The organism is Buchananella sp. 14KM1171 (assembly GCF_041380365.1).
Lineage (GTDB): Bacteria > Actinomycetota > Actinomycetes > Actinomycetales > Actinomycetaceae > Buchananella > Buchananella felis.
The window spans coordinates 613039-628206 of sequence record NZ_CP159981.1; the positions used below are offsets into that span (position 1 = coordinate 613039).

The window sequence follows — 15168 nt, forward strand, 5'->3', positions numbered from 1 at the left end:
AACACCCAAACCACAAGTGTGGCCTGGAAACCCAATAGCATGCGGCCTGTTCTCCACTACACCAACCCCGAACCCAGCCCCGGGAACCCAAAAGCCCCAAGGACCAAGCAGACACGAGGAAAGTGTGTCTAGTGTCTTTTCCACTAAAAGCAACCCACCAAGCCCCCCAGAAGCCAGACACAACACGCGCCTGAAACAAACAACCAGGAAACCCACAAACACCAAACCAACACACAAAAACGCGTCCCAGCCCGGCAGGTGGAAAAAGTTGCTCCTTAGAAAGGAGGTGATCCAGCCGCACCTTCCGGTACGGCTACCTTGTTACGACTTCGTCCCAATCGCCAGTCCCACCTTCGACCACTCCCCCCAAACGGTTAGGCCATGGGCTTCGGGTGTTACCAACTTTCGTGACGTGACGGGCGGTGTGTACAAGGCCCGAGAACGTATTCACCGCAGCGTTGCTGATCTGCGATTACTAGCGACTCCGACTTCATGGGGTCGAGTTGCAGACCCCAATCCGAACTGAGACCAGCTTTAAGGGATTCGCTCAACCTTACGATATCGCAACCCTCTGTACTGGCCATTGTAGCATGCGTGAAGCCCAAGACATAAGGGGCATGATGATTTGACGTCATCCCCACCTTCCTCCGAGTTAACCCCGGCAGTCTCTCACGAGTCCCCACCATAACGTGCTGGCAACATGAGACAAGGGTTGCGCTCGTTGCGGGACTTAACCCAACATCTCACGACACGAGCTGACGACAACCATGCACCACCTGTACACCCCCAACTAAATGCGCCCACATCTCTGCAGACTCTGGATGTATGTCAAGCCTTGGTAAGGTTCTTCGCGTTGCATCGAATTAATCCGCATGCTCCGCCGCTTGTGCGGGCCCCCGTCAATTCCTTTGAGTTTTAGCCTTGCGACCGTACTCCCCAGGCGGGGCACTTAATGCGTTAGCTACGGCGCAGGAACCATGGAAACAGCCCCCACACCTAGTGCCCAACGTTTACGGCATGGACTACCAGGGTATCTAATCCTGTTCGCTCCCCATGCTTTCGCTCCTCAGCGTCAGTAACGGCCCAGAGACCCGCCTTCGCCACCGGTGTTCCTCCTGATATCTGCGCATTCCACCGCTACACCAGGAATTCCAGTCTCCCCTACCGCACTCAAGCCTGCCCGTACCCACCGCAAGCCCACAGTTAAGCTGTGGGTTTTCACGACAGACGCGACAAACCGCCTACGAGCTCTTTACGCCCAATAATTCCGGACAACGCTTGCGCCCTACGTATTACCGCGGCTGCTGGCACGTAGTTAGCCGGCGCTTCTTCTGTAAGTAAAGTCAACCCAAACAAAAGCCTAGGCCTGCGTCCTTACTGAAAGAGGTTTACAACCCGAAGGCCGTCATCCCTCACGCGGCGTCGCTGCATCAGGCTTTCGCCCATTGTGCAATATTCCCCACTGCTGCCTCCCGTAGGAGTCTGGGCCGTATCTCAGTCCCAGTGTGACCGGTCACCCTCTCAGGCCGGCTACCCGTCAAAGCCTTGGTAGGCCATCACCCCACCAACAAGCTGATAGGCCGCGAGCCCATCCCCCACCAGAAAAACCTTTCCACACACAACCATGCGATCATGCGTGAATATTCAGTATTAGCAACCATTTCTGGTCGTTATCCCAAAGAAGGGGGCAGGTTACTCACGTGTTACTCACCCGTTCGCCACTCTCACCAAACAAGCAAGCTCGCTTGGATCCCGTTCGACTTGCATGTGTTAAGCACGCCGCCAGCGTTCGTCCTGAGCCAGGATCAAACTCTCCAACAAAAACCAAAACCAACCAACCCACAAACGAGCCAGCCAGCCAAAGCCCCTGCCAGAAACCCTGACAAAAACAACACCCAACCAAAAAGGCCAGGCAAACAAAACAGACCAACCAAAACAGTCAGCCCAAAAAACAAACACTAAACAAAAAACAAACCACACACTATTGAGTTCCCAAACAACACCCACACCCACCAGAACACCAGCCCCAAACAGAACCAGCACCCCAACAAGATGGCTTGTTGATCGCTCCTCCGTGGCCCGCAGGCCTCAGATTCACTGCTCGCTTCCCGGAAGCCGTGCTCCCCGGCAGCGAGTGAATAATTTACGCAGTTTCCGCAGCCGTGTCAACTCCGATCCACGTGGCACGCAACACACGCCCCATTTTCCCCGGAATCGCAACGAAAATTGGTGGGCGGGGTGGCTTGCCACCCCGCCCACCAGGCTTCAACCGCCGGGCCTTCGCCCTTCCGGCTCAGGCCTCGACCGAGCGACGCACCGCCCCGGCCACGGCCTTGGCCACGCGGGTGTCGAACACACCCGGGATGATGTAGGCCGGGCTGAGCTCGCTGTCGTCCAGCACCTCCGCGATCGCCACGGCCGCCACGCGCAGCAGCTCCATGGTGATGTCAGAGACGCCCGCGTCCAGCAGACCCCGGAACAGGCCTGGGAAGGCCAGCACGTTGTTGATCTGGTTCGGGTAGTCGGAGCGGCCCGTCGCCACCACGGCCGCGTACTTGGCCGCCTCGATCGGGTCGGTCTCCGGGGTCGGGTTGGCCATCGCGAACACGATCGCGTCCTTGGCCATGGTGCCCACCAGCTCGGCCGGGAACAGGTTGCCGGAGGAGACACCGATGAACACGTCGGCGTCCTTCAGGCCCTCCTCCAGGGAACCGGTCACGCCGCGCGGGTTGGTGTTCTCCGCCAGCCACTTGCGGTGCGGGTTCATGCCCTCGGTGTCGGACGCGCTCAGCGCCCCGGAGCGGCCGTAGCCCACGATGTCGCGCGCGCCCTGCGCCATCAGCAGCTTGGCGATGGCGGAACCGGCCGCGCCCACACCGGAGATAACGATGCGAACGTCCTCGATGCGCTTGCCGACCACCTTCAGCGCGTTGATCAGCGCCGCCAGGGTCACGATGGCCGTGCCGTGCTGGTCGTCGTGGAACACCGGGATGTCCAGCTCGGCGCGCAGGCGCTCCTCGATCTCGAAGCAGCGCGGCGCGGAGATGTCCTCGAGGTTGATGCCGCCGTAGGCCGGCGCGATCGCCTTGACGATCGCCACGATCTCGTCCACGTCCTTGGTGGCCAGCGGCACCGGCCAGGCGTCCACGCCACCGAACTCCTTGAACAGCAGCGCCTTGCCCTCCATCACCGGCAGGGAGGCCTCCGGCCCGATGTCACCCATGCCCAGCACCGCGGTGCCGTCGGTGACCACGGCGACCGTGTTGCGCTTGATGGTCAGCTCGCGGGCACGCGAGGGAGTGTCGTAGATGGCCTTGCACACGCGCGCCACACCAGGCGTGTACGCGCGCGACAGGTCGCGGCGGTTGCGCAACGGAATCTTGGAGTGGATGGCCACCTTGCCGCCCAGGTGGGCCAGGAAGGTGGAGTCCTCCACCGAGGTGACCTCCACCCCGTCCACGCCCTCCAGGATGGAGACGATCTCCAGGCGGTGCACCGAGTCGCGCGCGTCGCACGTCAGGTCGTAGGAGATGCGCCCGCCCTCCGCGTCGGTGACGTCCAGGCCAGTGATGACGGCGCCCGTGGCGGCCACCAGGTCAACGATCTTGCTGGCGTCGGCCTGCGAGGCGTTGGCCTCCAGTCGCAGTACAACGGTGTAACTGGGGGATGGCTGAGCCATGCTCGCTCCTCACATGAAGACGTGATGTTCGCCCCGATATTGGCGCGCCCACCCCCCGATTGGCTAGTACCTAAGGCCCACAATTTCGCGCGTGTCATTTGTGGACGACGTTTTCCCGCCCGCCCCCAAGCAGTCACCGCCCACAGCCAGGCGAAAATCACTAGGCGGGAGCGTCCAGTTACTGGACGCTCCCGCCTAGTGCGGAACGGCTCAGGCGCCGCAGACCTCCATGATCAGCTCGCGCACGCGGGCGGCGTCGGCCTGCCCCTTGGTGGCCCTCATGACCGCGCCGACGATCGCACCGGCGGCCGCGACCTTGCCGGAGCGGATCTTGTCCGCCACGTCGGGCTGCGCGGCCAGCGCCTCCTCGACTGCGGTCCGCAGGGCGCCGTCGTCGCTCACCACCGCCAGGCCGCGCTTTGCCACGACCTCAGCGGCGCTGCCCTCGCCGGCGAGCATGCCGGCCAGCGCCTGGCGCGCCAGCTTGTCATTCAACTCGCCCTTGTCCACCAAGGCGGCCAGCTCTGCAACGTCGGCCGGACCAACCGGTAACTCCTCCAGCGCCACGCCGCGCTCCTTGGCCTCGCGGGAGAGCTCACCCAGCCACCACTTCCGGGCGGCCGCAGCGCCGGCACCAGCCGCCACGGTCGCCTCGATGATGTCCAGGGCGCCGGCGTTCAGAACGTCGCGCATCTCCAGGTCGGTGCAAGCCCACTCCTCCTGCAGGCGGCGGCGGCGCACCGCCGGCATCTCCGGCAGGCAGGCGCGCACCTCCTCCACCCACTCCGGCGTGCACACCACCGGCACCAGGTCCGGCTCGGGGAAGTAGCGGTAGTCGTCCGCGTCAGACTTCTCGCGGCCAGCAGAAGTGGTACCCGTATCCTCATGCCAGTGGCGCGTCTCCTGCACCACCTTGCCGCCACCCGCCAGGATCGCGCCCTGGCGCTGCATCTCAAAACGCACCGCCCGCTCGATCGCGCGGAAGGAGTTGACGTTCTTGGTCTCCGTGCGAGTGCCCAGCGGCGCGTCCACTCCCTCGCGTAGCGAGACGTTAATGTCCGCACGCACGTTGCCGCGCTCCATGCGGGCCTCGCTCACGCCCAACGCGCGGAAGATGTCCCGCAACGCCTGCACGTACGCGCGCGCCACCTCGGGGGCCCGCTCCCCCGCCCCGGCAACGGGACGAGTCACGATCTCCACCAGCGGCACGCCGGCGCGGTTGTAGTCCACCAGCGAGTAGTCCGCCCCCTGGATGCGACCGGCCGAACCACCCACGTGGGTGTTCTTGCCGGCATCCTCCTCCATGTGCGCCCGCTCGATCTCCACGCGGAACACCGCGCCGTCCTCCAGCTCCACGTCCAGGTAGCCGTCGTAGGCGATCGGCTCGTCGTACTGGGAGGTCTGGAAGTTCTTCGGCACGTCCGGGTAGAAGTAGTTCTTCCGGGCAAAACGGCAAGACTCGCGGATCTTGCAGTTCAGCGCCAGGCCGATCATCACCGCGTAACGCACCGCCGTCGCGTTCACCACCGGCAGAGTGCCCGGCAGACCCAGCGACACCGGAGTGACGTACTCGTTCGGCTCGCCACCAAACGCGTTCGGGGCGCCATCAAACATCTTCGTGGCCGTCCCCAGCTCCACGTGCACCTCGATGCCCAGCACCGGGTCGAAGCGGGCGGTGACCTCGTCGTAGTCCAGCAGGTCCGTCATCTCAGTTCTCCTTCAGGGCCGGGGCGCTGGCCAGCAGCGGGCCGCCCCACTTGGACTCCAGGGCGCGCTCCAGCACGCCACCGACGCGGTACAGGCGGGCGTCCTCAAACGCCGGCGCCAGGATCTGGAAACCAACCGGCAGGCCCTCAGACAGGCCCGACGGCAAGGACATGCCCGGCACGCCGGCCAGGTTGGCGGGGATAGTGGCGACGTCGTTCAAATACATCGCCATCGGGTCATCCACCTTGGCGCCGAACTTAAACGCCACCGTCGGCGCCGTAGGCGAGACCAGAACGTCGGCCTGCTCAAAGGCCTTCGCGAAATCACGCTGCACCAACGTACGAGCCCGCAGCGCCGCCCCGTAATAGTGGTCAATGTTGCCGGCGCTCAACGCGTAGGTGCCCAAGATGATGCGGCGCTTAACCTCGTCACCAAAACCGGCCGCACGCGTAGCGGCCATCACGCGCTCTGCCGTCACCGGACCATTGTCGGGCTCCACACGCAAGCCATAACGCATGCCATCAAACTTCGCCAGGTTGGAAGAAACCTCCGCCGGCATCAACAGGTAGTAGGCGTCCAGCGCGATCTCAAACGAAGGGCAGTCCACCTCCACGATCTGCGCACCCGCCTCACGCAGCAGGTCCAGGGACTCCTCGAAGGAGGCGCGCACGCCCTCCTCGTAGCCCTCGCCCGTCAGCTGCTTGACCACCGCCACGCGCACGCCCTCCAAGGAGGAGGTGTCACGCGCCGCCGCCACGTAACCCGTGCACGGCATCGGCAGCGAGGTGGAATCCAGCGGGTCGTGACCGCCCATCACCTCGTGGAACAACGCGGCGTCCTCCACGGTGCGCGTGCACGGACCGGCCTGGTCCAACGAGGAAGCCATCGCAATGAGGCCATAGCGGGAAATCGAGCCATACGTGGGCTTCACGCCCACCGTGCCCGTCACCGCCGCCGGCTGACGGATCGAACCACCCGTGTCCGTGCCCACCGCCAGCGGCGCCTCAAACGCGCCCACCGCAGCGGCCGATCCACCACCACTACCGCCAGGAATGCGCTCCAGGTCCCACGGGTTGCGAGTGGGGCCGAACGCGGAGTGCTCCGTGGACGAGCCCATCGCGAACTCGTCCATGTTCGTCTTGCCCAAGATCGGCATGCCCGCAGCGCGCAGCTTCTTCACCAGCGTCGCGTCGTACGGGGGAATCCAACCCTCCAGCATCTTCGATGCCGCCGTAGTCACCTGGCCCTTCGTGACCACCACGTCCTTCACCGCCACCGGCACACCAGCCAACGGGTGCAGCTCCTCGCCCGCAGCGCGGCGAGCGTCCACGTCCGCCGCCGTCGCCAGGGCATCCTCCCCACTCACGTTCAGGAACGCGTGCACCTCCCCATCCACCGCAGCGATACGGTCCAGGTGCGCCTGGGTCAGCTCAACCGAGCTCACCTCACCGGCGGCCAGCATCGCGGCCTGCTTGGCCGCACTGTGCTTGATCAGCTCGTTCACGCGTCCTCCCCCAGAATCTGCGGCACCAAGAAACGCCCATCCTCGCTGGCGGGCGCCATCGCCAAGGACTCCTCCTGGGACAGCGTCGGCACTACGACGTCCTCACGCATGACGTTCGTCAGCGGAATCGGGTGAGACGTGGCCGGCACGTCCGGCCCCACAAACTGGTTGATTCGCGCCACAGAGTTGGCGATCACCTCCAGCTCGCTGGCCAGCTTGGCCGCCTCCTGGTCTGTCATTGCAATGCGCGCGAGGCCCGCCAAGCGGTGCACCTCGCCGGTGGTGAACGTGGTCATGGGCTCGATTCTAGTGTCAGCCAGCCATTGCATAGAGTTACCACCATGACATCGTGGCGCTACCGCCTTGCACGCAAACTCTTAACCCCACCCAGCCCGCGCACCATCACCCGCGCAGCCAAGTGGTGGATCGGCAGCATCGCCGCCGCCCAGGCGGTCACCCTTGCCACCGTGATGATCAACGATCACCTGCGAAAGCGCCGCAAGGTCACCGCTGATTCGTTCCTCACCGGCCCGCCCGAGGCCACCTCCGTGGCCGGCAACTGCGTCACCACCTACACCGATGCCCGGGCCTTGTACGAGGCCATGCTCGCCTCCATTCGCGCGGCCAAGCACCACATCTACTTCGAGACCTACATCTGGAAGAGCGACGAATGGGGCGAGCAGTTCAAGCACGAGCTCATCCAGGCCGCCAAGCGCGGCGTTGACGTTCGGATCATCTACGACGCCTTCGGCAACTGGGTGGTGGACCCCCGCCTGTTCGCCTTCCCCAAGATGGCCAACCTGCACGTGCTGCGCTTCCCCACCTTCAACTGGGGAATGCTCTCCCTCTCCCTGCGCCACTTTGGCCGCGACCACCGCAAAATCCTGGTGGTGGACGGCGTGGACGGCTACACCGGCGGCTACAACATCGGCAGCCTGTACCACGCCGAGTGGCGCGACACCCACGTGCGCGTGCAGGGCGAGGGGGCCTGGGAGCTCGAAAACGCCTTCGTTGACTTCTGGAACGAGCACCGGCGCGGCAAGCTGCCCGCCCTGCCCGACGCAGGAGCCCGATCCTGGAACGCCCGCATCCGCGCCGCCCAGAACACCCCCACTAAATGGCTCTTCCCCGTCCGCGGCCTGTACATCGACGCGTGCGAGCGGGCCACCGACCGCGTCTGGATCACCCAGGCCTACTTCATCCCCGACCAGGAAATCCTGGACGCCCTCATCGCGGCCGCCAGGCGCGGGGTGGACGTGAAGGTGCTGGTGCCGGAGATCTCCAACCACGTGGTCGCCGACTGGGTGGCCCGCTCCCACTACTCCCGCCTCCTGGAGGCCGGCGTGGAGCTGTGGCTCTACCGGGGCGCAATGATCCACGCAAAGACCGCCACCGTGGACGGCCGCTGGTCCACCATCGGCACCGCCAACATCGACCGTCTCAGCCTGCGCGGCAACTACGAGGTCAACCTGGAGTTCTTCGACTACGGCCAGGCGCAAAACATGGAGGCGGTCTTTCTGCGGGACCTCAGCCAGTCACGCCGCCTCACCCTGGAGGAATGGGACAACCGCCCGCTCATCCACCGCGTCGGCGAGCGGCTGCTGCGGCCTTTCGCGCCCCTGATCTAGGCCGACCCGAAGCGCGGGTTAGCTGCAGAAATGTGTGTGCAGGCTCGGCGTGTCGGGGTTGGAACCGCCGGGCGGAGGTGCTCGGCACCGAGCAAGGCGCTGCTCCTGTGCTCGAATCTAGACGTTTGGGGGCGAATCTCGACGTTCGGGGGCCCGTCTCGACGTTTGGTGCCGAATCTCGACGTAAACCAGGTCGGGATCGTCGAGTTGAAAGGCCAAACGTCGAGTTGAAAGGGCGAACGTCGAGATTCACGCTCGCCGTCATCCGGGCAGCGCGCCACCCGGGCAGCACGACGACGCCCGGGCATCAGCGCAGCGCTCATACAAGTGGCTCAGGCACCAGCCCTCTCCCGATTCCTCCAGGCCCCGGCAGCCCCGGCCGTTAGGGCGGGCGAGAAACGACCGCTCGAAACGGCCCGCCCAGAAACGCAAGAAGTGGCGGGGTGAGTGTTTGACACTCACCCCGCCACCGCTTCCGCACGCCGGGGATCAGCCCTGCGGGTTCACCGGGGGCTGGGGCTGCTGCGGAGCCTGCGGCACGGTGCCCGGCACCGACGGGAAACCCTGCGCGGGAACCTGCGGGACGCTCTGAGCGGGAGCCTGCGGGAAGCCCTGCTGCGGGGCAACACCCGGCACCTGGGCTTGCGGGGCAACGCCCGCGACCGGCTGCCCCGGCAGCGGGTAGCCCGCAGGCTGGGCGAAGCCCCGCGCCGGAACCTGCGCCGCCGCGCCACGGGTCGCCAGGAAGTTCAGGATGGAGAAGGCCACGGCAGCTGCTGCGGCCAGGAAGGTGAGCCACAGGCCGAAGCCGATCGAGACCATCCCGCGAGTGTCCTTGGAAGCGAAGTTGGAAAAGGAGACCACCGGGATCAGCAGGGACACCGCAGAGAGGCCGATCAGGGTGTAGCCGACCCACGAGCCCTTCAGGACTTCCGGCTTGAACGTCTTCAGGCCCGCCAGCACCGCCATGGCAGTACCAAGGATGAGGGTCAGCATCCCATCACCGGAGGTACCGCTCACCTGAATGGTGGTGCCCAGGAAGCTGGCATTGGCCCACGGCATAAACGCCGCAAGGGCGAGTACGACGCTCGCTGCGCCGGTCAGGAAGACCCACTTGGACCTCGGGTCGGCCATCACGGCGGAGAGGTTAAAGGAAGCGGCGGCAGCCTGCGGCTGCTGCGGCACCATCGGGGCCTGCGGTTGCTGGGGACCCTGGCCGGGAGCGGGGAAGGTCATTCGACGCACCTTTCGATTCAGTTAAAGCCCGAATATGCTCCCACGTTTGCGCTCATGCCACCAAGACCGGCTGAACTCGCTTTCGCCGCTTGCACACGCGCCACCAAGGCCGGCTGAACTCGCTTTCGCCGCTTGCACACATGCCAACAAGACCGGCAGAACGCGCTTTCGCCGCTTGGCGCGCAAATGAGCGAGGTGGGGGCGAGCATCTTCTGCTCGCCCCCACCTCACTTCGACTTCCGCTCTTTCCGTCCTACTGGGCGGGGACTCGGAAGCGCGGTTAGTTGGGATCAGCCCTGCGGGTTAACCGGGGGCTGGGGCTGCTGCGGGGCCTGCGGGAAGCCCTGCTGCGGGGCGACTCCCGGCATAGGCTGGCCGGGTACGGGCTGACCCGGCATCGGGTAGCCCGGGGCCTGCGGCTGCTGAGCGGTGAAGGGGGTGGTGGGAACCTGCGGCACCGGGCCTGCGGCCGGAGCGGCGCCACGGTTGGCCAAGAAGTTCAGGACCGAGAAGGCCACGGCGGCAATCGCGGCGAAGAAGGTCAGCCACAGACCGTAGCCGTAGGAGATGACACCGAAGGTGTCCTCGCTCTTGATGGACATCATGGAGGCGATGGTGATCAGCAGAGAAACAGCCGCGACAGCGATGAAAGCCGGGGCGCCCCACTGCTCCTTCAGGATCTCCGGCTTGAAGACCTTCAGGCCGGCGTAGACGGCCAGCATCAAGCCCAGGATCAGGGTGAACTTGCCCTCGCCGCTGACGCCGTTGACGTTGATCGTCTCACCAAAAACCTTCGCGGACGCCCAGGGGAGGAAGGAGCCCAGCGCGACGAATACGCCGGCGGCACCAGCGAGGAGGAGCCAGCGCTGCTTGGCGTCAGCCATCACGGCGCCGAAGTTGAAAGCCGGGGCGGGAGCCTGCGGCTGCTGAGGAACCATCGGCTGCTGCGGCCCCTGGCCGGGAGCGGGGAAAGACATATCGGATCCCTTTCAAACGAGGTAGATGCCTAACGAATACTTGCACAAAATAGGCCGTTTCCGGGGTCTGGTTGCGAGATTCACACGCTCCATGACAAGCGTCACCGTCTGCTAAGGCGCATTTTTCCGGCCCTTCGCGGCCAGTCCAACAGGTGAGCAAATCCCCGCCCTACCGCGCACCGCCGCCCAGCCGCCCACCCGACCAGCAGCCCAGTACCTCGCACCTTCGCCCAGCCGCCCACCCGACCAGCAGCCCAGTACCGCGCACCTTCGCCCGGTGCCCACGCCCAACCTGGGCAGCTAGTCCAGCGTGCCCCCGCTGCGCAGCACCTCGAACTCGTCCTCGTCGATCACCCGCACCCCCAGCGTCTGCGCCTTGGTGAGCTTGGAGCCCGCCTTCTCGCCCGCCAGCACGTAGTCGGTCTTCTTAGACACGGACGACGCTGCCTTCCCGCCGTGGAGTGCGATCGTGGCCCCGATTGAGTCGCGCGTGTAGCCCTGCAGCGCCCCGGTGGCGACGATCGTCAACCCGGCCAGAGTTTGGGGCGCCGCTTCTTCAGACTCGGCGAGCGGAGCGTCGGCCAACTCCACCCCGGCTTCGCGCCAGGCCGCGATGATCTGCTGGCCGCGCTCGGTGGCCAGCCAGTCCCGCAGGGAGGCCGCGATGATCGGCCCGACGCCCTCGACGTCGGCCAGCTCGACCAGGTCGTGGAGCGCAATCGACTCCTCGATGGCCGCCAGGGAACCAAAGCGGGCCGCGAGCGCGCGCGCCGCCACCGGGCCCACGTGCCGGATGGACAAGGCCACCAGGAAGCGCCACAGCTCCTTGGTGCGGGCGGCCGCCAGGTTGGCCAGCAGGGCGGCGGCGGACTTGGACAGCTCGGAGGGCTTGGCCACGCTGCCGTCCTTGCGCGGCGCGGACGGGGTGGTCCAAAAGGCGCGCACCCAGGCCACGTCGTTCTCCCCGGCCCCCTTGCCGACGGCGGGACGGAAGATGCGCACCTGGCGTAGGTCCTCCGGGGTGAGGTGGAAGATCCCCGCCTCGCTGGTCAGGGGCGCAGCCTGCACCGGTGCCAGGCGGTCGAGCAGGGCGTGGGCGGCGGCGGTGCGCTCGGCCACGTCCCAGTCCGCCGGGTCCACGCCCTCTGGCGCGCGCAGATAGTGGGCCTCGCGGTCGATCCAGAGCGCTCCCCCGCGCAGCAGCGCGTCTACGGCGTCCTGTCGGTTGGCGTCCGGGTTGGTCAGGGCCCGCGCTCCCTCCTCCCCCAGGCCCTCCACGTCCAGGGCGCCGCGCGAGGCCAGGTGCTCCACCCGCCCGCGCAGCTGCGCCGGGCACAGGGCCACGTTGGGGCAGCGCAGGTCTTTCTCCCCCTCATTCGTGGGCGCCAGCACCGCCCCGCAGGCCGGGCAATTGGTGGGCATCACGAAGACGACCTCGTGGCCCGTGCGCGCCCGCTCCACCGGGCCCAGGATCTCCGGGATCACGTCCCCGGCCTTGCGCAGCACCACCGTGTCACCGATGCGCACGTCCTTGCGGGCCACCTCGAAACCGTTGTGCAGCGTGGCGCGGGCAACCATCGAACCGTCCACCAGCACCGGTTCCATCACCCCGTAGGGGGTCACCCGCCCCGTGCGCCCCACGTCCACGGCGATGTCCAGCAGCCGCGTGTGCACCTCCTGGGGCGGGTACTTGTAGGCCACCGCCCAGCGCGGGGTGCGCGAGGTCAAGCCCAGCTCCTCCTGCTCGGCCAGGCCGTCCACCTTCAACACCACCCCGTCGATCAGGAAGGGCAGGAGGGCGCGCTCCTCCCCCAGCTCCCTGATGTAGTCCAGGGCACCCGCGCTGCCGCTCACCACCCGCGTGCCCGGGATGGTGGGCAGCCCCCAGGCCGCCAGGAGCGCATACCAACCGCTCTGCGTTGGGGGCGGCGCGAAGGCAGCGTCGTCCCCTGCCGTCTCCAGGCGCAGGGCGCCCACCCCGTGGGCCAGGAATCGCAGCGGCCGCTTGGCGGTCTGCGCCGCGTCCTTCTGGCGCAGCGAACCGGCCGCCGCGTTGCGCGGGTTCATGAAGGTCTTTTCCCCGGCTGCGGCGCGCGCGGCGTTGAACTGCTCGAACTCCGCCACGGGGATGTAGACCTCGCCGCGCACCTCCACGTGCGCCGGATGCGGACCGCCCGCCAGTGAGGCCGGCAGGTTGGCGATGGTGCGAGCCTGGGCCGTGACGTCCTCCCCCACGCGGCCATCCCCACGCGTGGCGGCCTGCACCAGCACGCCGTTTTCGTAGGTGATGGAGACGGCCAGGCCGTCGATCTTGGGCTCCGCAGTCAGCGTGGTGGCGCCGACGCGCTCGCCCCAGGCGGCGACCTCGTCGAAGTCGAACACGTCCTCCAGCGAGAGCATCCTCTCCCCGTGCACCACCGGGGCGAAGGCCGACGCTCCGCCCGCCTCCCCCACCCCGCCGCCGCTCTCAGTGGCGGCCACCTCGCCGCGGTCGGCAAGCGGCTCCTCCACGGTCTGCGTGGGCGAGTCCGGGCTTATCAGCTGCGGAAAGCGCGCCTCCAGGTCACGCAGCTCGCGCACGGCGGCGTCGTACTGGGCGTCGGAGTAGAGCGGCTCGGCCGCGTCCCCCTCGGGCCGGTAGTAGACCCCGCGCGCCTGCGCGATCATCTGGCGCAGCTCGCCCGCCCGCTTCTCGGCGTCAACCAGGTGGTCCACTTCCCCTGCCTCTCCACTCAACCCATCGGCGAGAGCGGCACCAAGGGGCCCCTCGCCTGCGGCCCCCATGCGATTAGCGCTGAGCGCCAACCGCGAGCCTCCCCAATCATCGCGCACCCGGCCCTGCCGCGCCGACCCCAGGGACACGCTGGGGTGAACACCCGCCGGGGGCGGGGCACGCCGGGGTCGGGGCGCCGCCGGGTCAGGCCGTGGTCTGACAAAACGAGCCAGCAACTGCACCCCAGGGTGCATGTCCCGGCGCCACGGCCCCCTTTAGGCTGAGCCCGTGCACAAGCCGGCCGCTCCCTCCCGCCCCTCGCTGCTCCCACTGGAATCGCGCGATGGGGCAATAGCCGTCGCGGCGCTGACCGCCACCGCCCTGGCGTTGCTCGCTTACGAGCAGAGGCTGCTGGTCTCCGTCCCCTGGGAGATGCCCATCGACCTACCGATGGTGGTGCTCTCCTTGCTGGCGGCGTTCTCTTGCGCGCTCGTGCGCAAGCTGCCCGCCGTGCCGCTGACTGCCGTGCTGGGGGTGACCGCGCTGGGGCTGGTATCCACAAACTGGTTCGTGCCGGCGGCCGTGCTGCTGCCCCTGGTGCTCTACCAGGCGGCCTACCGTTTAGGGACCGCGCTGGCCCTGACCGGATTCGTCCTTAGCGGGGCCCTGGCCGCTGCGGCCACCCTGCTGTTGGCTTACGGGACGTCTGACGCTTCTGCCCTTTTCTTCGCCCTTTACAACGCCCTGATCCTGACCACTGCGGTGCTGCTCGGCATGCGGCGACGCGTCGGGACCGCAGCGGCCCAGCGGGCCAGGCAGGAGCAGCTCCTGGTGCAGGAGGCCGCCGGGCAGGCCGCGCTCGCCGCCAGTGCCACCGAGCGCACCCGCATCGCCCGGGAGATGCACGACATCGTGGCCCACTCCCTTTCCGTGGTGATCGCCCAGGCGGACGGGGGACGTTACGCCGCCGCCACCAACCCGCAGGCCGCAGAGCGCGCGCTGACCACCATCGCGGAGATCTCCCGTGCCGCGCTAAAGGACATGCGGGCGATCCTGGGAGTGCTGCGCGGCCCGGACGAGGACGCCCTGCAGCGCCTGCCCCAGCCCATGGAAGACGACTTGGACAGCCTGGTGGCCACCGTGGTGGACGCGGGCCTGCCCACCTCCATCGTGCGCGTGGGAACCTCCCAGGTGCTCGCCCCCGGGCTGGGCCTGACCGTGCACCGCCTAGTCCAGGAGGCGCTGACTAACTCGTTGAAGTACGCCGGCCCGGCGGCCAGTGCCACCGTGGTGGTCAACTGGACCGACTCCGCCCTGGAGGTGACTGTGGACGACGACGGCCGCGGCGCCGGTGTGGAGAACGACGGCAAGGGACACGGCCTGGTGGGCATGCGCGAGCGCGTGGCGGCCTTTGGTGGTTCGCTGCACGCGGGGGCCAAGCCCGGCGGCGGTTTTCGCGTGCGCGCCCACATCCCCCTGTCCCACGCCGCGCTGACTTCCGGCCAGGGAGCGGACGGTGCAGGGACGACGCTGCCGCCCCGGCCCGTCCCCACGGGAACGCCCCCCGCAGGGGCCGCCACGGCCAAAACCCCGGCTGCGGCAGAAGCACCGGCTGCGGCAGACGTACCGGCGGGCGGGACCGAAGGGGCGGGGAAGACCCCCGACCCGCTCGGTAGCATTGCCCAAGACCGAGCCGACCAGCCGGCCCCAAGGGAGGACTAGCA

At 67.1% G+C, this 15168-nt stretch carries 9 protein-coding genes and 1 rRNA gene; 2 read left to right on the top strand and 8 right to left on the bottom strand.

What is annotated here, in order from left to right:
* Positions 1-279: 279 nt before the first annotated feature.
* The 5 genes from ABYF38_RS02415 to gatC all read right to left on the bottom strand — a co-directional run bounded on the left by ABYF38_RS02415 (position 280) and on the right by gatC (position 7186).
* Positions 280-1821 (bottom strand): 16S ribosomal RNA (locus ABYF38_RS02415).
* Positions 1822-2293: 472 nt separating this feature from the next.
* The gene (locus ABYF38_RS02420) at positions 2294-3679 is read right to left on the bottom strand and encodes an NAD-dependent malic enzyme (protein WP_371152533.1); all 1386 of its coding nucleotides are present in this window, start codon (positions 3677-3679) and stop codon (positions 2294-2296) included.
* A 210-nt stretch (positions 3680-3889) separates the two neighbouring features.
* On the bottom strand, positions 3890-5386 hold the full coding sequence (gene gatB, locus ABYF38_RS02425; RefSeq protein ID WP_371152534.1) for an Asp-tRNA(Asn)/Glu-tRNA(Gln) amidotransferase subunit GatB: 1497 nt from the start codon (positions 5384-5386) through the stop codon (positions 3890-3892).
* Position 5387: 1 nt separating this feature from the next.
* Positions 5388-6848 carry an Asp-tRNA(Asn)/Glu-tRNA(Gln) amidotransferase subunit GatA gene (gene gatA, locus ABYF38_RS02430; RefSeq protein ID WP_371152979.1) on the bottom strand — a complete coding sequence of 487 codons (1461 nt, stop codon included), beginning with the start codon at positions 6846-6848 and terminating at the stop codon, positions 5388-5390.
* 38 nt (positions 6849-6886) lie between these two features.
* Positions 6887-7186 (bottom strand): Asp-tRNA(Asn)/Glu-tRNA(Gln) amidotransferase subunit GatC, encoded by a 300-nt coding sequence (gatC, locus tag ABYF38_RS02435; RefSeq protein WP_371152535.1) that lies wholly within the window; start codon positions 7184-7186, stop codon positions 6887-6889.
* 45 nt (positions 7187-7231) lie between these two features.
* Here gatC and ABYF38_RS02440 point away from each other — a divergent pair, with 45 nt between their 5' ends.
* A complete protein-coding gene (locus tag ABYF38_RS02440) occupies positions 7232-8518 on the top strand; it encodes a phospholipase D-like domain-containing protein (RefSeq protein ID WP_371152536.1) in 1287 nt (428 codons plus the stop codon).
* A 489-nt stretch (positions 8519-9007) separates the two neighbouring features.
* Here ABYF38_RS02440 and ABYF38_RS02445 read toward each other — a convergent pair whose 3' ends face one another.
* The 3 genes from ABYF38_RS02445 to ligA all read right to left on the bottom strand — a co-directional run bounded on the left by ABYF38_RS02445 (position 9008) and on the right by ligA (position 13446).
* Positions 9008-9754 (bottom strand): hypothetical protein, encoded by a 747-nt coding sequence (locus ABYF38_RS02445; protein ID WP_371152537.1) that lies wholly within the window; start codon positions 9752-9754, stop codon positions 9008-9010.
* Positions 9755-10044: 290 nt separating this feature from the next.
* The gene (locus ABYF38_RS02450) at positions 10045-10731 is read right to left on the bottom strand and encodes a hypothetical protein (RefSeq protein ID WP_371152538.1); all 687 of its coding nucleotides are present in this window, start codon (positions 10729-10731) and stop codon (positions 10045-10047) included.
* A 300-nt stretch (positions 10732-11031) separates the two neighbouring features.
* The gene (ligA, locus tag ABYF38_RS02455) at positions 11032-13446 is read right to left on the bottom strand and encodes an NAD-dependent DNA ligase LigA (protein WP_371152539.1); all 2415 of its coding nucleotides are present in this window, start codon (positions 13444-13446) and stop codon (positions 11032-11034) included.
* Positions 13447-13732: 286 nt separating this feature from the next.
* Between ligA and ABYF38_RS02460 the strand changes: the two genes are divergently transcribed.
* Positions 13733-15166, top strand: coding sequence for a sensor histidine kinase (locus tag ABYF38_RS02460; protein ID WP_371152540.1), 1434 nt, complete (start codon positions 13733-13735; stop codon positions 15164-15166).
* Positions 15167-15168 lie beyond the last annotated feature (2 nt).